Origin of the sequence: Bacteroides ndongoniae (assembly GCF_900108345.1) — a bacterium.
In the GTDB taxonomy this organism is placed as follows: Bacteria; Bacteroidota; Bacteroidia; order Bacteroidales; family Bacteroidaceae; genus Bacteroides; species Bacteroides ndongoniae.
In genome coordinates this window covers 899,454-917,201 of sequence record NZ_FNVV01000012.1, presented here as the reverse complement: position 1 = coordinate 917,201, position 17,748 = coordinate 899,454, and the positions used below count along the sequence as shown (strand labels likewise).

The window sequence follows — 17,748 nt, the reverse complement described above, 5'->3', positions numbered from 1 at the left end:
AACAGAGTAAAAAAAGAAGACGCAGAAAGAAATCCGTACCTGCCCGAACATAGGAAAGAAAATTACCATATCTTTGCCGCAAAATGCTTCTGCTATCTATCTGACGAATACATATGAAAGCAACTGAAACCAGCCCGCTCCGGCAGAATATGCTGCGGGAAATGAAAGACTATCTGATGATCGCTTTGGGCATGATCATGTACGGCATCGGCTGGACCGTATTCCTGCTGCCCAACGACATCACCACCGGAGGCGTGCCGGGCATCGCGTCCATCGTCTATTTCGCTACCGGTTTTCCGGTGCAGTACACTTACTTCGGCATCAACGTGCTGCTGTTGCTGCTGGCCATACGGATACTGGGATGGAAGTTCAGCATCAAGACCATCTTTGCCGTGTTCACTCTGACTTTTTTCCTGTCCGTCATCCAGAAGCTGACCGAGGGTCTGGTGCTGCTCGACGACCAGCCCTTCATGGCCTGCGTCATCGGTGCCTCGTTCTGCGGAGGCGGCATCGGCATCGCCTTTTCGGCGAACGGCAGCACGGGCGGAACGGATATCATCGCCGCCATCATTAACAAGTATCGCGACATCACGCTGGGACGCGTCATGCTGATCTGCGACCTCATCATCATTTCATCCAGTTACTTCGCGTTGCAGGACTGGGAAAAGGTTGTCTACGGATACGTCACCCTTTACATCTGTAGCTTTGTGCTCGACCAGGTGGTCAACAGTGCCCGCCAGTCGGTACAGTTCTTCATCATCAGCGACAAGTACGAGGAGATAGGACAGCACATCAATAAATATCCGCACCGCGGCGTGACGGTGATTCACGCTTCGGGCTTCTACACGGGTCACGAGGTGAAGATGCTGTTCGTACTGGCCAAGAAAAGCGAGTCGCCCATCATCTTCCGGCTGATCAAGGACATCGACCCCAAGGCATTCGTATCGCAGAGTGCTGTCATCGGAGTCTACGGCGAAGGGTTCGACAAGATTAAGGTAAAGTGACGAATTTCCCCTCTTTCCAGGTATAAACCACAGGGCGGCGGACAAAAGGTTTCAACCGGTCCGCCGCTTCTTTTTCCATATAGTCGGGGGTGCAGAAGGTGAAGGTCAGCGCGGCATCGGTGGGCGAAAGCGAAGCCTTCAGGAAGAGGATATCGGCCTGGCGGCGGGCATCCTGATAGTCGTAGATGTCGGCCGAGTCGGGGGCGGCTTCGATGAAGTCGTCCGTCACGGGCAGAGCGGGCAGGAAGTCGGCAGCGGGCAGCTCTTTCCAGTCGGTGGTGTAGAAACGGATGTGGCTGTCGCACGCCGGGGCGCAAACGGTAGAGACGGTGCACACCACCTTGGTGCTATCGGTCAGCGGCAGCAGTTTCATCTCCCAGGTGCTTTGGGGCGTCATGCGGATGTGGATGTAGTCGGGCGTCAGCGCAGTCATCTCCGACTTGCCGTCGAAGCGGTTGGTCACTTCGGCCTTCATTTTGCTTTCCAGAAAGTCGATGAAGTCGGCACGGTTCACCGACGTCAGCAGCAGATTCAGCGAATCGGGCATGGCCTTGAAAACGTCTTTCGCCAGCTGTGCACGCAGCGACAGGGGCAGCACCAGCAAGCTTATAGCGAGTAATATCAATCGGTTCATAACGGTTAATTAATAGTTTACAATTAATAATTAATAGTTGATGGGGGAGGAAATGAACGAGTCTTCATCCTTCATTCTCCATTCTTAATTCTTCATTCTTAATTCTTCATTTCCCTCCTATTTGCTCCCCAAATATAAGAAGAACATTCCTATCAGCACCAAAATCAGGTCGACAGCCTTGCTTTTTAAATTCTTTTCACGGAAGAACAAGGCTCCAAACAGGAACGACACCACCACGCTGCCCCTGCGCACCATCGACACGATGGATATCATCGAATCTTCGTAACTCAAGGCATAGAAGTAGGCAAAGTCGGCCGCACAAAGGAACAGCGAGATGAAGACAATGGTCCACTTCCAGCGGAACGGCGTACTCGACTTACGCTTGGGGTACCACAACAGCAGGATAACGGGGCACATGATGAACACCTGATAGACATTGTACCACGACTGCACCAGTATCGGGTTGAGGCGGGTCATCAGATACTTGTCGTACAGGCCGCTGATGGCACCTGTCACCGCAGCCAGCACGATGAAGAAGATCCACTTGTTGTGACTGAAGTCGATGCCCTCCTTCTTGCCCGAACGGCTCAGCATGAAGAACGAAGCCACGGCCAGCAGCACGCCCGCCCACTGATACAGGTTGAGCCGCTCGCCGAAGAACAGCATGGCGCCCACTAACACCATCACCGGACGCGTGGCATTGATGGGTCCCACGATGGTGAGCGGCAAGTGCTTCATGCCGAAGTAACCGAACACCCACGACGAGAGGACGATGAACGACTTTACAACGATATACTTATGCGTTTCCCATCCTGCCACGGGCATCTCGAACATCGTGCCCTGCAGCACTTCGGGCGCCGCAAACGACAGCACGATAAAAGGCAGGAAAATCAGGCTCGAAAACAGTGTATTCAGAAACAGGACGGGCAACACGGCGTTGTCGCGCAACGACTGCTTCTTGAAGGCGTCGTAAAAGCCCAGCAGCGCAGCCGAAAGAAAAGCAAGCAATAACCACATAATAAAAAAACGAATTAACAGACGTAAGTCTTACATATATAATAAGGAAAGGAGCCTCATCGCTCCTCTTCCTTCAAGAACAGTTCCTCGGGATAGGCCACGTCGACCAGAAACAGCGCATTGCCGGGTACGGAAGTCCCCGCACGGCAGCGGTCCTTCTGCTCGATGACCCGGCAGAAACCCTCGACCGACAGTTTGCCGCGGCCCACTTCGAGCAGCGTGCCCACAATGGCCCGCACCATGTTGCGCAGAAAGCGGTCGGCACGGATGGTAAACACCCAGGTCACCTCGTCCAGTTGTGTCCACTCGGCGTGCATGATGCGGCAGTTGTTGGTCTTTACGTCGGTATGCAGCTTGCTGAAGCTGGTAAAGTCGGTATAGTCGAACAAGCGGCGCGCCGCTTCGTTCATCCGGTCGAAGTCGGGCCGTTGGAACAGTCGGCAACGGTATTGCCGGTCGAACGGCACCTTCGCCGTCGTGACGTAATACTTGTACATGCGTGCCGTGGCATCGAAGCGTGCATGCGCATCGGGCTTCACCGCCCGCAGACGGTAGACCGAAATGTCGGGCGGCAGCAGACGGTTCAGCTTGTCGGTCATGAAGGCCGTGTCCAGGGGCTGCTCACTGTCGAAATGAGCCACCATCAGCGAGGCGTGCACCCCGGCATCCGTGCGCCCGGCTCCCGTCACCTCCACCTCGCGGCGCAGCAACGTCGAGAGCGCCTTCATCAGACACTCCTGCACACTTGCCCCGTTGGGCTGTATCTGCCAGCCGTGATAGGCCGTTCCGTCGTAAGCCAAATAGATGAAATATCGTTGCACAGTTCTTCCTTTTTATATTAGAGGATTCAAAAGAAAAGGACATCTGTCCGTAACCTGCCAGCCGCTCGCAAGCATTCGTCCCGCATCCGGCCATCGGTCAGCCTGTCCCTGCATTTTGGGTGCAAAGATAATGCAGTTTCTGCGGATTAAAGTATCTTTGCCGTGACTTTTGCAAAGACTTGCATATAAATTCACAAAAACAAAGCAATGAAAAAGAACAGATTTACACACTACCTCCCCCTCGTGTTGCTTGCGGCAACCGTAGCTACGTCCACCCTGGGAAGCTGCAAAAAGAAAGACATGTCCCTCAAACTGAACGAACCGCGCAACATCAAGGGCGTCGTCAGCTATAAGCGTTCCTTCGGCGACCTCAACGCCAAGCACCTCGAAGTGGCCCGCGCCATCGGCATCGCTCCCCTAGGCTCGCGCCAGGAAGCCGAAGCCCTGAAGGAGAAGCTTCGCCACATCCAGACCAACGACCTCTACGCTGTCGACTCACTCACCCACTCCATCCCCTACCTCGTGCCCGGCGCAGCCGATCTGCTCGACAGCATCGGAAGCAACTTCCTCGATTCGCTCACCTCGAAAGGACTGAATCCGAATAAAGTCATCGTCACCTCCGTCCTCCGCACCCAGGACGACGTGAAGCGCCTGCGCCGCCGCAACACTAACGCTTCGAGCAATTCTGCCCACTCCTACGGCACTACGTTCGACATCAGTTGGAAACGTTTCGAAAAAGTAGAAGACGAAGACGGCCGCCCCTTGCAGGACGTCAGCGCCGACACACTGAAACTTGTACTGTCCGAAGTGCTGAGAGACCTGAAACAGAATGGCGAGTGCTACGTCAAATACGAACTGAAGCAAGGCTGCTTCCACATTACTTCGAGAAAATGAATAAAGAAGCATCGTTTTTGCATAAATAATCTTCTTTTCGGCAAAAACAGAATAAAAAATCATTATTTTTGCATATTCTTTCCAAAATAATCCCTACTTTTGCAGCGTTGAAAGAATAATTATACAGAAAGATGAAGAAAAAAGCCAATCGGTTAGATGCTATCAAGATGATTATTTCGAGCAAGGAAGTCGGCTCGCAGGACGAGCTGTTGCAAGCCTTGGGAGAAGAAGGATTCGAACTGACGCAGGCAACCCTCTCGCGCGACCTGAAGCAACTGAAAGTAGCCAAAGCTGCCAACATCAACGGACGGTACGTGTACGTGTTGCCCAACGACATCATGTACAAGCGCAACAACGATCAGAGTCCCAGCGAAATGCTGATGTACAGCGGATTCGTATCGCTTCAGTTCTCGGCCAACATTGCCGTCATCCGCACCCGCCCGGGCTATGCCAGCAGCATGGCTTACGACATTGACAACCGCGAGTACGAAGGCATACTGGGCACCATAGCAGGCGACGACACCATCATGCTTGTGCTGCACGAACACACCTCGCACGAGGAAGTACGCCAGTTCCTGTCCAGCATCATACCGAACATCCAATAAAAGAACGCCGGCAAGCACCCCCGAAAAGAAGCATTCGTCAACGAGCGTCCCCAACGGGCCACACCCGCCAACGAAAAACGCCAAGGGCCGATGCCGACACACACAGAAGTAAACGATATAAAAGAACAAAAGAAATAAACTGATCAAGAGAGAAATGGATTCGAAACAAATTGAAGTCATGGTGGCCGACGCTTCACACGAAGTCTACGTCGACAAGATTTTGGATACCATACGCGAAGCAGCTAAAGTACGCGGCACCGGCATCGCCGAACGCACACACGAATATGTAGCAACCAAGATGAAGGAAGGAAAAGCCATCATTGCCCTGTGTGGCGACGACTTTGCCGGCTTCACCTACATCGAAAGCTGGGGAAACAAGCAGTATGTAGCTACCTCCGGTCTGATTGTACACCCCAAGTACCGCGGACTGGGACTGGCCAAACGCATCAAGCAGGCCTCCTTCCAGCTGGCACGCCTCCGATGGCCCTGGGCCAAGATATTCAGTCTGACCAGCGGCGCCGCCGTTATGAAGATGAACACCGAGCTGGGTTACGTGCCTGTTACCTTCAACGAACTGACCGACGATGAAGCCTTCTGGAAAGGTTGCGAGGGATGTATCAATCACGACATACTGGTGGCTAAGAATCGCAAGTTCTGCATCTGCACCGCCATGCTCTACGACCCCGCGCTGCACGAAGAAGACAGAATCTGACATAAATAAAGAATGAAAAATGAAGAATGAAGCATTTTCAGATTCAGGACGCAGGATTCATTCGACAAAGAAACAACAAATAAAGCAAAAACAGCGATGAAGAAAAGGGAAAGAAGAGCGACAAAGCCATTCTTCATTCTTAATTCTTCATTCTTAATACAATAGTTATGGAAGCAAAGAAGAAAAAAGTAGTTGTCGCATTCAGCGGCGGGCTGGACACTTCGTTCACCGTGATGTATCTGGCCAAGGAAAAAGGATACGAAGTATATGCTGCCTGCGCCAACACCGGCGGATTCAGTGCCGAGCAGCTGAAAACCAACGAGGAGAACGCCTACAAACTGGGCGCCGTGAAATACGTGACACTGGACGTCACCCGCGAATACTACGAAAAGAGTCTGAAATACATGGTTTACGGCAACGTGCTGCGTAACGGCACCTACCCCATCTCCGTCAGCTCGGAGCGCATCTTCCAGGCACTGGCCATCGCCCGCTATGCCAACGAAATCGGTGCCGATGCCATCGCCCACGGTTCGACCGGAGCCGGTAACGACCAGGTGCGTTTCGACATGACTTTCCTTGTCATGGCACCGGGTGTGGAAATCATCACCCTGACCCGCGACATGGCTTTGAGCCGCCAGGAAGAAATTGACTACCTGAACAAGCATGGCTTTGCCGCCGACTTTGCCAAACTGAAATACTCGTACAACGTCGGCATCTGGGGAACCAGCATTTGCGGCGGTGAAATACTCGACTCTGCCCAGGGATTGCCAGAGAGCGCTTACCTGAAGCACTGCACCAAAGAGGGCACCGAGCAACTGCGCCTCACCTTCGAGAAGGGCGAACTGAAAGCCGTGAACGACGAACACTTCGACGACCCCATCAAGGCTATTCAGAAAGTAGAGGAAATCGGAGCTGCTTATGGCATCGGCCGCGACATGCACGTGGGCGACACCATTATCGGCATCAAGGGCCGTGTAGGTTTCGAAGCTGCTGCCCCCATGCTGATTATCGGCGCACACCGCTTCCTGGAGAAATACACCCTGAGCAAGTGGCAACAGTACTGGAAGGACCAGGTAGCCAACTGGTATGGCATGTTCCTGCACGAAAGCCAATATCTGGAACCCGTAATGCGCGACATCGAAGCCATGCTGACCGAAAGCCAGCGCAACGTAAACGGTACGGCCATCCTCGAACTCCGTCCGCTGGGCTTCCACACCGTAGGCGTAGAGAGCAAGGACGACCTGGTGAAGAACAAATTCGGCGAATATGGCGAGATGCAGAAGGGATGGACAGCCGAGGATGCCAAGGGCTTCATCAAGGTTTCGTCGACTCCGCTGCGCGCTTACTATGCTACGCACAAGGACGAGTTGAACAACATCTGACAAGCGTATGAGCACGGACAAAAAACTACGACGCCCACGCAACGGCCGCATGATCGCAGGCGTGTGCGCCGGTCTGGCCGAGTTCTTCGGCCTTGACGTTTCACTGGTACGCATCGTCTATACGTTGGCTACGATATTTAGCGCCTTTTCCGGCGTCATCATTTATTTCCTGATGGTACTGATTGTGCCCGAAGAGGAAAACCGTTATTTTAGACAGTAAAAACACAGATTATTTATGATAAAAGTAGGAATTATCGGCGGGGCCGGCTACACGGCAGGCGAACTGATCCGTCTGCTGCTGAACCACCCGGAGGCGGAAATCGTCTTCATCAACAGTGCGAGCAACGCCGGAAACAAAATAACCGACGTACACGAAGGTCTGTACGGCGAGACCGACCTGACCTTTACCGACCAGTTGCCGCTGGACGAGATTGACGTGCTCTTCTTCTGCACCGCCCACGGCGACACACGCAAGTTCATGGAAAGCCACAACGTCCCCGAGGACTTGAAAATCATCGACCTCTCGATGGACTACCGTCTGAAGAGCGACGACCACGACTTCATCTACGGTCTGCCCGAACTGAACCGTCGCGCCACGTGCACGGCCAAGCATGTAGCCAATCCGGGCTGCTTTGCCACCTGCATCCAGCTGGCTCTGCTGCCGCTAGCCAAGAACCTGATGCTGAACGACGACATCATGGTGAACGCCATCACAGGCAGCACCGGAGCGGGCGTGAAGCCGGGTGCCACGAGTCACTTCAGCTGGCGGAACAACAACATCAGCGTCTACAAGGCTTTCGAACACCAGCACGTGCCCGAAATCAAGCAGTCGCTGCGCCAGCTTCAGAACAGCTTCGACTCGGAAATTGACTTCATCCCCTACCGTGGCGACTTCCCGCGCGGCATCTTCGCCACCTGTGTGGTGAAAACCAAAGTTTCCTTGGAAGAAATCCGCCGCATGTACGAGGAATACTATGCCAAGGACTCCTTCACGCACATCGTGGACAAGAACATCGACCTGAAGCAGGTGGTGAACACCAACAAGTGCCTCATCCACTTGGAAAAGCACGGCGACAAACTGCTCATCATCTCGTGCATCGACAACCTGCTGAAGGGTGCCAGCGGCCAGGCCGTTCACAACATGAACCTGATGTTCAACCTCGAAGAGACGGTGGGACTGAGGCTGAAGCCGAGTGCATTTTAATGAAGAATGAAGAACGAAGAATGAAGAATTCACGCAACAGAAAAGACTCGTTGCTGCATGCCAAAAGCTATGCATTTGCATTGCGGGTGATTGGCATGAACAGGTACTTGAGAGAAGAGGTACAAGAGTTCGTGCTGAGTAAACAAATTCTTCGTTCGGGTACGGCCATCGGCGCACTGATTCGTGAATCAGAGTTTGCCCAAAGCCAAGCCGACTTCATTAATAAACTGAGCGTAGCGCTGAAGGAAGCAAATGAAACCGATTACTGGCTCAATTTGCTTCACGACTCACAATACATAAACGACTATTCGTTCGAAAGCATGGAAAACGACTGCGGCGAACTCATCGCCCTGCTTGTTTCCTCCATCCGAACGGTAAAAAATAACCTGAAGAAGAATGAAGAATAAACTCAGGAACACATCGGGAAAATTCTTCATTCTTCATTCTTAATTCTTCATTTAAACATGAAACTTTTCGACGTATACCCCCTCTTTGACATCAACATCGTCAAAGGAAAAGGCTGCCACGTGTGGGACGAGAACGGTACGGAATATCTCGACCTGTATGGCGGCCATGCAGTCATCTCCATCGGCCACGCGCATCCGCACTATGTGGAGATGATCAGCCAACAGGTGGCCACACTGGGATTCTATTCCAACTCCGTCATCAACAAACTGCAGCAGCAGGTGGCCGAACGACTGGGCAAAGCCAGCGGTTACGAGGACTACTCACTGTTCCTCATCAACAGCGGTGCCGAAGCCAACGAAAATGCACTGAAGCTGGCTTCGTTCTACAACGGACGCACGCGCGTCGTGTCGTGCGCCAAAGCTTTCCACGGACGTACATCGCTGGCCGTGGAGGTGACGAACAATCCGAAAATCATCGCTCCTATCAACGACTGCGGACACGTCACCTACGTGCCTCTGAATGATACCGCCACGATGGTGGCCGAGATTGACAAAGGCGATGTCTGCGCCGTCATCATCGAAGGCATTCAGGGCGTGGGAGGCATCCAGCTGCCTACCGACGAGTTTATGCACGCCGTACGCGAGGCCTGCACGCGCAACAACACCGTGCTCATCCTCGACGAAATCCAGAGTGGTTACGGACGTAGCGGTAAGTTCTTCGCCCACCAGCATCAGGGCATCCGTCCCGACCTCATCACCGTGGCTAAGGGCATTGGCAACGGTTTCCCCATGGCGGGTGTACTCATCAACCCCATGTTCACCCCCGTGTACGGACAGCTGGGAACTACCTTCGGTGGCAACCACCTGGCTTGCGCCGCCGCACTGGCCGTGCTCGACGTGATGGAGCAGGAGAACCTCGTGGACAACGCCGCCCGCGTAGGCTCGTATCTGCTGGACGAACTGAAGAAGCTGCCGCAAATCAAGGAAGTGCGCGGACGTGGCCTGATGATCGGTCTGGAGTTCGACGCTCCCATCAAGGACCTGCGCCTGCGTCTGCTGAAGGAACAGCACGTATTCACCGGCGTCAGCGGCACCAACGTCATCCGTCTGCTGCCGCCCCTGTGCCTGTCGATGGACGAAGCCAACCTCTTCCTGGAACGGTTCAAGAAGGTGCTGGGATAATGGGTGCCGGCACATAGCACTATATACATAGGAGGGTGTAGAAATAAAGTATACATCCTCCTTGTTTTTCCCCCACCTGCCCCCCTCGCGAGCGACACTTGCAATCCATTTGTTCCACACTTGCACGGCTCGCGAGCCACACTTGTGTTTCTCGCGAGCCGTACAAGTGTCTCTCAGAAGCCCCTCAGGCACTTCCTCCGCAAAGCTCACGGCCACTCCCCCTCCATCTGCTTTTTCGCAAGGAAAGACAGCATTTTGATAGTATATTCTAAAAAAAATGTATAATTTTGCCCGAAGAGAAAAGAATTTAATTGACCAACGATATGAAGATAGCAATCATAGGTGCGGGCAACATGGGAGGAGCCATCGCCCGCGGGCTGTGCAAGGGAACCATCATCCCTGCCGCCAACATTATCGTATCCAATCCCTCGGCTCAGAAGTTAGAAGCCCTGAAGGCCGACTATCCCGACATCTGCACCACCAGCGACAACTGCCAGGCTGCCAGCCAGGCCGACATCGTGCTGCTGGCCGTCAAACCCTGGCTGGTACACGACGTGCTCAGCGGAATCAAGTTGAACGAACAGCAGATGCTCATCTCCATCGCCGCCGGCATCAGTCTGGGCGAAATCTGGAACCTGCTTGGATGTCCTCAGATGCCCATCTTCCGCCTGATACCCAACACCGCCATCAGCGAGATGCAGAGCATGACACTCATTGCCAGTGCCCACGCCAGTGCCGAACAGCAACAACTGGTGCTCGACATCTTCAACGAAATGGGACTGGCCATGCTGCTGCCCGAAGAAAAGTTTGCTGCTGCCACGGCCATGACCTCGTGCGGCATTGCCTATGCCCTGAAGTACATCCAGGCAGTCATGCAAGCGGGCATCGAGCTGGGCATCTATCCCAAGGACGGCATGAAGATGGTGGCCCAGTCCGTCAAAGGTGCCGCCGAACTCATCCTAAAGGGCGACACCCATCCCGCACTTGAGATAGACAAAGTCTGCACCCCCGGCGGACTTACCATCAAAGGCATCAACAGCCTGGAGCACGACGGATTCACGTCGGCACTTATCAAGGCGGTAAAAAACAGTACCATTTAATACTAAACACTAACAGCTAACCACTAAATAACAGTATGGACGAACAGATTAAACAAATAGCCGAGCGTCTGCGTGGACTGCGCGACGCCATGGAACTGACAACGGAAGAACTGGCCAGCGATTGCGGCATCGACCGTCAGGAGTACGAACAAGCCGAATCGGGCGAGCACGACATCTCCGTAAGCATGATGCAGCAGATAGCCCGCCACTACGGCATCGCCCTCGATGCCCTGATGTTCGGTGAAGAGCCCAAGATGAGCACCTACTTCCTGACCCGCGCCGGCAAAGGCGTAAGCGTAGAGCGAACCAAAGCCTACAAGTACCAGTCACTGGCTGCCGGATTCAAGGACCGCAAGGCCGACCCGTTCATCGTCACCGTCGAGCCCAACGATAACCCCATGCACTACAACACGCATCAGGGACAAGAGTTCAACCTCGTCATCGAAGGTACCCTGCTGCTCAGCATCGGCGGCAAGGAAGTCACCCTGTATCCGGGCGACAGCATCTACTTCAACTCCAGCCTGCCACACGGCATGAAAGCGCTGGACGGAAAAACCGTACGGTTCCTGGCAATAATCATGTAAATGAAGAACTAAAAAATGAAGAATGAAGAATTTCCATGCGGCGGGACAGCTTGTCCGGATTCTTCGTTATTCGTTCTTCATTCTTCATTCAAACAGAGATTCTTCATTCTTAATTCTCAATTCTTCATTAAAAAGATTCTTCATTACAACAACTATGATAGAAAGATTTCTAAAACAGACCACATTTACCTCACAACAGGACTTCAAAGAGAACCTGAAAATAAACGTACCCGAGAACTTCAACTTCGGCTACGACGTCGTCGACGCCTGGGCAGCCGAACAACCCGATAAACCCGCCCTGCTCTGGACCAACGACAAGGGCGAACACCGCCAGTTCACCTTCGCCGACATGAAGCGCTACACCGACCAGACGGCCAGCTACTTCCAAAGCCTTGGCATCGGCCACGGCGACATGGTGATGCTCATCCTGAAACGCCGTTACGAATTCTGGTTCAGCATTGTGGCCCTGCATAAGCTGGGAGCCGTTGTCATCCCCGCCACCCATCTGCTGACGAAGAAAGACATCGTCTACCGCTGCAACGCTGCCGACATCAAAATGATTGTCTGCGCAGGCGAAACGGTCATCACCGACCACATCACCGCCGCCATGCCTGAGTCGCCTAGCGTGAAGTGCCTGGTCAGCGTAGGTCCCGAAGTGCCCGAAGGCTACGAAGACTTCCACAAGGGCATCGAAGCAGCCGCACCCTTTGTTCGCCCCGAACACGTCAACACCAACGACGACATCTCGCTGATGTACTTCACCAGCGGCACCACGGGCGAACCCAAGATGGTGGCTCACGACTTCACCTACCCGCTGGGACACATCGTGACGGGCTACATCTGGCACAACCTGAAGCCCAACAGCCTGCACCTCACCATCGCCGACACCGGCTGGGGCAAGGCCGTATGGGGCAAACTGTACGGACAGTGGATAGCCGGAGCCAACGTCTTCGTCTACGATCACGAGAAGTTCACGCCCGCCGACATCCTGCAGAAGATTCAAGACTATCACGTCACCTCGCTTTGCGCGCCGCCCACCATCTTCCGCTTCCTCATCCACGAAGACCTGACGAAGTACGACCTGTCTTGTCTGGAGTACTGTACCATCGCCGGCGAAGCTCTGAACCCCGCCGTGTTCGAGACCTTCAAGAAACTGACCGGCATCCGTCTGATGGAAGGATTCGGGCAGACCGAAACCACCCTGACCGTAGCCACCATGCCCTGGATGGACCCCAAACCCGGCAGCATGGGTTTGCCCAATCCGCAATACGATGTCGACCTCATCGACCACGAAGGCCGCTCGGTAGAAGCCGGTGAGCAGGGACAAATCGTCATCCGCACCGACAAGGGCAAGCCCCTCGGCCTCTTCAAAGAGTATTACCGCGATCCCGAACGTACCCGCGAAGCCTGGCACGACGGCATCTACTACACAGGCGACGTGGCCTGGAAGGACGAAGACGGCTACTTGTGGTTTGTAGGCCGTGCCGACGATGTCATCAAGAGTTCGGGCTACCGCATCGGCCCGTTCGAAGTAGAAAGCGCGCTGATGACCCATCCTGCCGTTGTAGAGTGTGCCATCACCGGTGTGCCCGACGAAATCCGCGGTCAGGTAGTGAAAGCCACCATCGTCCTCTCCAAAGCCTACAAGGACAAGGCCGGCGACGCCCTCATCAAGGAGCTTCAGAACCACGTGAAGAAGGTGACCGCCCCCTACAAGTACCCGCGCGTCATCGAGTTCGTCGACGAACTGCCCAAGACCATCAGCGGAAAGATCCGCCGTGTGGAGATACGAAAGAACGACGAGAAATAATAAGCAGTAGCTATTATGTCATTAAAAATTCCCAGTTAGGAAAAAATTTTTTCCTAACTGGGAATTTATTTTTCCCTAACTGGGGAAAAAATACAGGCTACTTATAGCCATTCTGTAACCCTGCACAAGGCAAACAGACAGCTGCTGCCCAATCCTCAATCAACCACCTCGAACAGCAGCGCCAGGCTCGAATACTCTGCCCGCAATGCGGATGCTACAGACAGTCCTGCCTCCTTAAGTATCTTGCCGCTGATGACTTTGCCGTTCAGGGCCGAAGGCTTCTGCTCATTTTCCGGTGTAAGGTCGGTGATGCGGTATGTTTTGTTTTCGTCCAAACCGGAAAGTACGACGTCGGGCATAAGCTGGTTGAGGAAATGCTCTGTCTTATAAACAAACAGTACAGCCTTATCCTTTTCAGGAGTGGCATACATCAGGGAAGCAATTCCTTTCTTGTCGTACGGAGATACAAGGCGGTAAAGATCGCCAAACTGTACAACCGGACGTATCTTCTTGTACGCAGCTATGGCTCTTCCGGCAAATGCCTTATCGGCATCGGTCATGTCCTTGGGCTGTATTTCCATGCCAAGGCGGGCGGACATGGCAACGTCGAAACGGTATTTCAGCGGAAGTACCCTGCCAGTCTGGTGATTTCTGTTGGCGCTTACATGAGAAGCCATCGCTATGGACGGATAGAAATTGGAAACGCCCCACTGCATATAGATGCGTTGCAAGGCATCCGTATCATCGCTCGTCCAGAATTCGTTGAAATAAGGCAGGAAGCCGTAATTCACTCTGCCTCCGCCACTGGCACATGCCTGAATCACCAGATTCGGATATTTTGCACGAATGCGCTCCAATACTTTATTCATGCCCCGATGATACTCGATGTAGATGTGCGACTGTTTCTGACTGGGCAGATAGTGGGAACCGTAGTTCATAAGAGCCGCGTTGGCATCCCATTTGATATAAGCTATTTCGGGATATTCAGTCATCAGTTTGTCGACTACGCCGAATACAAAGTCCTGCACTTCCGGATTGGTCAAGTCCAGCACAACCTGGCTTCCTCCACGTCCGGTCGTAAGCGGGCGATTGTCCTGACTCAGTACCCAGTCGGGATGCTTCTCAAACAGTTCGCTTTTGGTGTTGACCATTTCCGGTTCAATCCAGATGCCAAACTTGATATTATGTTTTTTGGCCGAAGCCAGAAGCCCTCCGATGCCTTCGGGCAGTTTTTCCTTGCAGACGGTCCAGTCGCCCAGACTTGTTTTGTCGTCATTGCGCGGATATTTGTCGCCAAACCATCCGTCGTCCATTACGAACAGTTCGCCGCCCATTGCCGACATGTCTTTCATCATCTGGTCCATTCCTTCCTGATTGACATTGAAGTACACGCCTTCCCAACTGTTCAGCAGGATGTCGCGTTCTTTGTTCCCCTGATTCAGCTTGTACGCCCGGGCCCATCTGTGGAATGCACGGCTCACGCCGCCCTTGCCTTCGGAACTGTAGGTCATGGCCAGTTCGGGAGTTACGAACGTTTCTTTAGGCTCTAAAATATAATGCGAAACTTCCTCGTTTATTCCTGCGATTACATTGATTCTTGAGTTGTCTGCAATAATCTTCATCAGATAGTTTCCGCTCCATGCCAACGATGCTCCGATCACCCTTCCGTTTTCTTCCTGCGGGCAACCATCCAAAGTGAGCATAAACGACGGATTGTCTGTCTGCGTATTGCGTATTCCCTCCTTGTTGGCTATTACCTTCTGTCCGTTGGTCAGCTTCTCTTCTTCCATCATGTTTTCGGCGCCCCACGTACCGTGAAAATGAGTCAGCCAGTTATCGGCACGTTTGACCGGCAGCGATGCAGAGGCGAACTTGTACAGGGTAAGCGCCTTCTTTGCGTTATTGGTTATTTCGACCCATGTCGAGATGACGTCCGTTCCCTTATACGCCTTGTAATACTGCTTGACAACCAAAGGATAGACTTTGTCCTTCAGCGTGATTTCGGTTATATCCGCTTCCTCGTCCGAGTACTGCCTTACTCCCTCCACAACCAGGTCGACCGACATATTGCCGTCCGAATGTGCCACGGCAAAAGCTTTCTCGCCATACGAACTGATGCCGAAGCACGGATAAGTTTCTGCCCAGTATGCCAGATCGGCATTGTATATGCCGTCTATTTCATTCTCGGCGATTTTCGTTCCGTAATACTGGAACCTTGCCTGTTTTCCCTCGTCAGCCTTGATAAGCAATGAGGTGTGCCGCGTTGATACCAAATAGTCTTTTGCCGCCAGTGTCCCTGCCGACAATGCTCCTAAAAGAAGCAATCCTAAAAATTTTCCATTCATACGTATTCAATCTGTTATTATAATACAACCTATGTGCAATATTCGCTAAATAATCTGACATCTGCAAGCAAATGGGCAAGAGGTTACAGGGGATGCAAGGGCGAAGCGGTAGGATGCGAAGTTGGGAAGGGGGAATGAATCTTTCAAGATTTATGTAAACTCGACGCAACCGCCTCAAAACAAAAATCGCAACCAGCTGTCATCCAGATGATTGCGATTTTTATTTCGTACTCGAAGCGGGACTTGAACCCGCACAGCCGCAATGGCCAAGGGATTTTAAGTCCCTCGTGTCTACCGATTCCACCATTCGAGCATCCATAAATAGGAAGGGGAACAAATGGAGCGGAAAACGAGACTCGAACTCGCGACCCCAACCTTGGCAAGGTTGTGCTCTACCAACTGAGCTATTTCCGCAGGTCGTTTTTGAAGAACGGGTGCAAAGATAAAGACTTTCACCATTACCACCAAACTTTTCGACAAAAAACTTGCTTTTTCTTCCAACCCTTCTGCCTGTCGAGGAGAAATCGACCCGACGGCAACAAGGCGAGGCACCCTGCTCAGGGCTCGCCGGAAGGGCTTTTGCAGGACACTTGCACGGCTCGCGAGCAATGCAAGTGTGGCTCGCGAGCCACACAAGTGTCCCACAAATGGATTGCAAGTGTCCTACAAACGGGCTGCAAGTGCCCCGAAAAGGGGTACTTATCAGCGACCCAGCAGGGCACGTTCGGCCTGCTCCATGCCTTCGAAGTGGAAGCCATCGACTACCTGCTGCATCAGGGCCGAAATGGCGTCGTTGCACAGGTTGCCGATGCTGCCCTCGTGCGTGTGGTGCACCTCCTTGCAGGGGGTGAAGCGGCCGGCTTCGATGTCGAGGCCCACCTTCTTGTAGGCGTCGCGGAAGGGCATCCCCTCGCGTGCCAGGCGGTTCACTTCCTCGACACTGAAGATGAGCGAGTAGCGGTCGTCGTCGAGGATGTGCTCGTTCACCTTGATTTCGTTCATGATGTAGGTGGTCATCCGCAAGCAGTCCTTCAGCTCGTCGAAGGCGGGCAGAAATACTTCCTTAATGATCTGCAGGTCGCGGAAGTAGCCCGAGGGCAGGTTGTTGGCTATCATCATGATCTGCTGGGGCAGCGACTGTATCTTGTTGCACTTGGCGCGGGTCAGTTCGAAGACGTCGGGGTTCTTCTTGTGGGGCATGATGCTGGAGCCGGTGGTGCAGTCGTCGGGCAGCTTGACGAAGCCGAAGTTCTGACTGTTGAACAGGCAGGCGTCGTAGGCCAGTTTGGACAGCGTCCCTGCAATGGTGGCTAAGGCGAAGGCGACGTTGCGCTCCATCTTGCCGCGTCCCATCTGGGCATAGACCACGTTGTAGTTCAGCGAGTCGAAGCCCAGCAGACGGGTGGTCATCGTGCGGTTCAGGGGGAAGGACGAACCGTATCCGGCAGCGGAGCCGAGCGGATTGCGGTTGCACATCTTGAAGGCGGCTTGCAGGAAGAGCATGTCATCGACCAGGCTTTCGGCGTAGGCGCCGAACCACAGTCCGAACGACGAAGGCATGGCTATCTGCAGATGGGTGTAGCCGGGCATCAGGACGTCCTTGTAGCGTTCGCTCTGGCAGATGAGGACGTGGAAAAGCTGTTCGACGGCTTCGGCTATCTCCTTGATCTGTGCGCGGGTGAAGAGTTTCAGGTCGAGCAGTACCTGGTCGTTGCGCGAGCGTCCGCTGTGTATCTTCTTGCCTACATCGCCCAGGCGGCGGGTCAGCATCAGTTCTACTTGCGAGTGTACGTCTTCCACTCCGTCTTCTATCACGAATTCTCCCTTTTCGGCCTGCGCATAGATGTCCTTCAGCGCGGCAAGCAGCTGTTTCAGTTCGTCGGCGGTCAGCAGGCCGATGCTTTCGAGCATGGTAATGTGGGCCATGGAGCCAAGTACGTCGTGCTTGGCCAGGTAGAGGTCCATTTCACGGTCGCGTCCCACCGTGAATCGTTCGATGTCCTTGTTTACTTGGACGGATTTCTCCCAAAGTTTCTGAGCCATATCT

Annotated in this window: 17 protein-coding genes and 2 tRNA genes; 12 read left to right on the top strand and 7 right to left on the bottom strand. The window is 53.4% G+C overall.

Translation table 11 applies throughout. The annotated features are described in order from the left end of the window. Positions 1 to 113 precede the first annotated feature (113 nt). Positions 114 to 1,004 (top strand): YitT family protein, encoded by an 891-nt coding sequence (locus BQ5591_RS03860; protein ID WP_071148506.1) that lies wholly within the window; start codon positions 114 to 116, stop codon positions 1,002 to 1,004. On the opposite strand, the gene BQ5591_RS03855 is transcribed toward BQ5591_RS03860, so the two are convergent. The 3 genes from BQ5591_RS03855 to truA form a co-directional block, all read right to left on the bottom strand. Further along, a complete protein-coding gene (locus tag BQ5591_RS03855; RefSeq protein ID WP_071148505.1) occupies positions 991 to 1,638 on the bottom strand; it encodes a DUF3256 family protein in 648 nt (215 codons plus the stop codon). The genes BQ5591_RS03860 and BQ5591_RS03855 overlap by 14 nt on opposite strands. Before the next feature lie 117 nt (positions 1,639 to 1,755). Next, positions 1,756 to 2,655, bottom strand: coding sequence for a DMT family transporter (locus BQ5591_RS03850; RefSeq protein ID WP_071148504.1), 900 nt, complete (start codon positions 2,653 to 2,655; stop codon positions 1,756 to 1,758). Positions 2,656 to 2,711: 56 nt separating this feature from the next. Beyond that, positions 2,712 to 3,476, bottom strand: coding sequence for a tRNA pseudouridine(38-40) synthase TruA (gene truA / locus BQ5591_RS03845; protein ID WP_071148503.1), 765 nt, complete (start codon positions 3,474 to 3,476; stop codon positions 2,712 to 2,714). Between the two features lie 207 nt (positions 3,477 to 3,683). Here truA and BQ5591_RS03840 point away from each other — a divergent pair, with 207 nt between their 5' ends. From BQ5591_RS03840 to BQ5591_RS03790, 11 genes are all read left to right on the top strand, one after another. Next, on the top strand, positions 3,684 to 4,370 hold the full coding sequence (locus tag BQ5591_RS03840; RefSeq protein WP_071148502.1) for a DUF5715 family protein: 687 nt from the start codon (positions 3,684 to 3,686) through the stop codon (positions 4,368 to 4,370). A 131-nt stretch (positions 4,371 to 4,501) separates the two neighbouring features. Further along, positions 4,502 to 4,975, top strand: coding sequence for an arginine repressor (locus tag BQ5591_RS03835; RefSeq protein WP_022162998.1), 474 nt, complete (start codon positions 4,502 to 4,504; stop codon positions 4,973 to 4,975). Between the two features lie 154 nt (positions 4,976 to 5,129). Next, positions 5,130 to 5,687 (top strand): GNAT family N-acetyltransferase, encoded by a 558-nt coding sequence (locus tag BQ5591_RS03830; RefSeq protein WP_022162999.1) that lies wholly within the window; start codon positions 5,130 to 5,132, stop codon positions 5,685 to 5,687. A 167-nt stretch (positions 5,688 to 5,854) separates the two neighbouring features. Beyond that, a complete protein-coding gene (locus BQ5591_RS03825) occupies positions 5,855 to 7,069 on the top strand; it encodes an argininosuccinate synthase (RefSeq protein ID WP_071148501.1) in 1,215 nt (404 codons plus the stop codon). A 7-nt stretch (positions 7,070 to 7,076) separates the two neighbouring features. Continuing rightward, entirely contained in the window at positions 7,077 to 7,289 is a 213-nt protein-coding gene (locus tag BQ5591_RS03820) for a PspC domain-containing protein (protein ID WP_022163001.1), read from the top strand. 15 nt (positions 7,290 to 7,304) lie between these two features. After that, positions 7,305 to 8,273, top strand: a complete 969-nt coding sequence (gene argC / locus BQ5591_RS03815) for an N-acetyl-gamma-glutamyl-phosphate reductase (RefSeq protein WP_071148500.1) — start codon at positions 7,305 to 7,307, stop codon at positions 8,271 to 8,273. A 20-nt stretch (positions 8,274 to 8,293) separates the two neighbouring features. Next, positions 8,294 to 8,680, top strand: coding sequence for a four helix bundle protein (locus tag BQ5591_RS03810; RefSeq protein WP_235817032.1), 387 nt, complete (start codon positions 8,294 to 8,296; stop codon positions 8,678 to 8,680). Between the two features lie 57 nt (positions 8,681 to 8,737). Next, positions 8,738 to 9,862, top strand: a complete 1,125-nt coding sequence (locus BQ5591_RS03805) for an aspartate aminotransferase family protein (RefSeq protein ID WP_071148498.1) — start codon at positions 8,738 to 8,740, stop codon at positions 9,860 to 9,862. Between the two features lie 323 nt (positions 9,863 to 10,185). Next, complete coding sequence (proC, locus tag BQ5591_RS03800) at positions 10,186 to 10,962, top strand: pyrroline-5-carboxylate reductase (RefSeq protein ID WP_071148599.1); 777 nt, start codon at positions 10,186 to 10,188, stop codon at positions 10,960 to 10,962. Between the two features lie 35 nt (positions 10,963 to 10,997). Continuing rightward, complete coding sequence (locus BQ5591_RS03795) at positions 10,998 to 11,546, top strand: helix-turn-helix domain-containing protein (RefSeq protein ID WP_022161971.1); 549 nt, start codon at positions 10,998 to 11,000, stop codon at positions 11,544 to 11,546. Between the two features lie 154 nt (positions 11,547 to 11,700). Next, complete coding sequence (locus tag BQ5591_RS03790; protein WP_071148497.1) at positions 11,701 to 13,356, top strand: AMP-binding protein; 1,656 nt, start codon at positions 11,701 to 11,703, stop codon at positions 13,354 to 13,356. A 155-nt stretch (positions 13,357 to 13,511) separates the two neighbouring features. Here BQ5591_RS03790 and BQ5591_RS03785 read toward each other — a convergent pair whose 3' ends face one another. The 4 genes from BQ5591_RS03785 to argH form a co-directional block, all read right to left on the bottom strand. Next, positions 13,512 to 15,701 (bottom strand): alpha-galactosidase, encoded by a 2,190-nt coding sequence (locus BQ5591_RS03785; protein ID WP_071148496.1) that lies wholly within the window; start codon positions 15,699 to 15,701, stop codon positions 13,512 to 13,514. Between the two features lie 228 nt (positions 15,702 to 15,929). Further along, a tRNA-Leu gene (locus BQ5591_RS03780) sits at positions 15,930 to 16,014 on the bottom strand. Positions 16,015 to 16,039: 25 nt separating this feature from the next. Further along, positions 16,040 to 16,115, bottom strand: a tRNA-Gly gene (locus BQ5591_RS03775). A gap of 288 nt (positions 16,116 to 16,403) precedes the next feature. After that, the gene (argH, locus tag BQ5591_RS03770) at positions 16,404 to 17,744 is read right to left on the bottom strand and encodes an argininosuccinate lyase (protein WP_071148495.1); all 1,341 of its coding nucleotides are present in this window, start codon (positions 17,742 to 17,744) and stop codon (positions 16,404 to 16,406) included. Positions 17,745 to 17,748 lie beyond the last annotated feature (4 nt).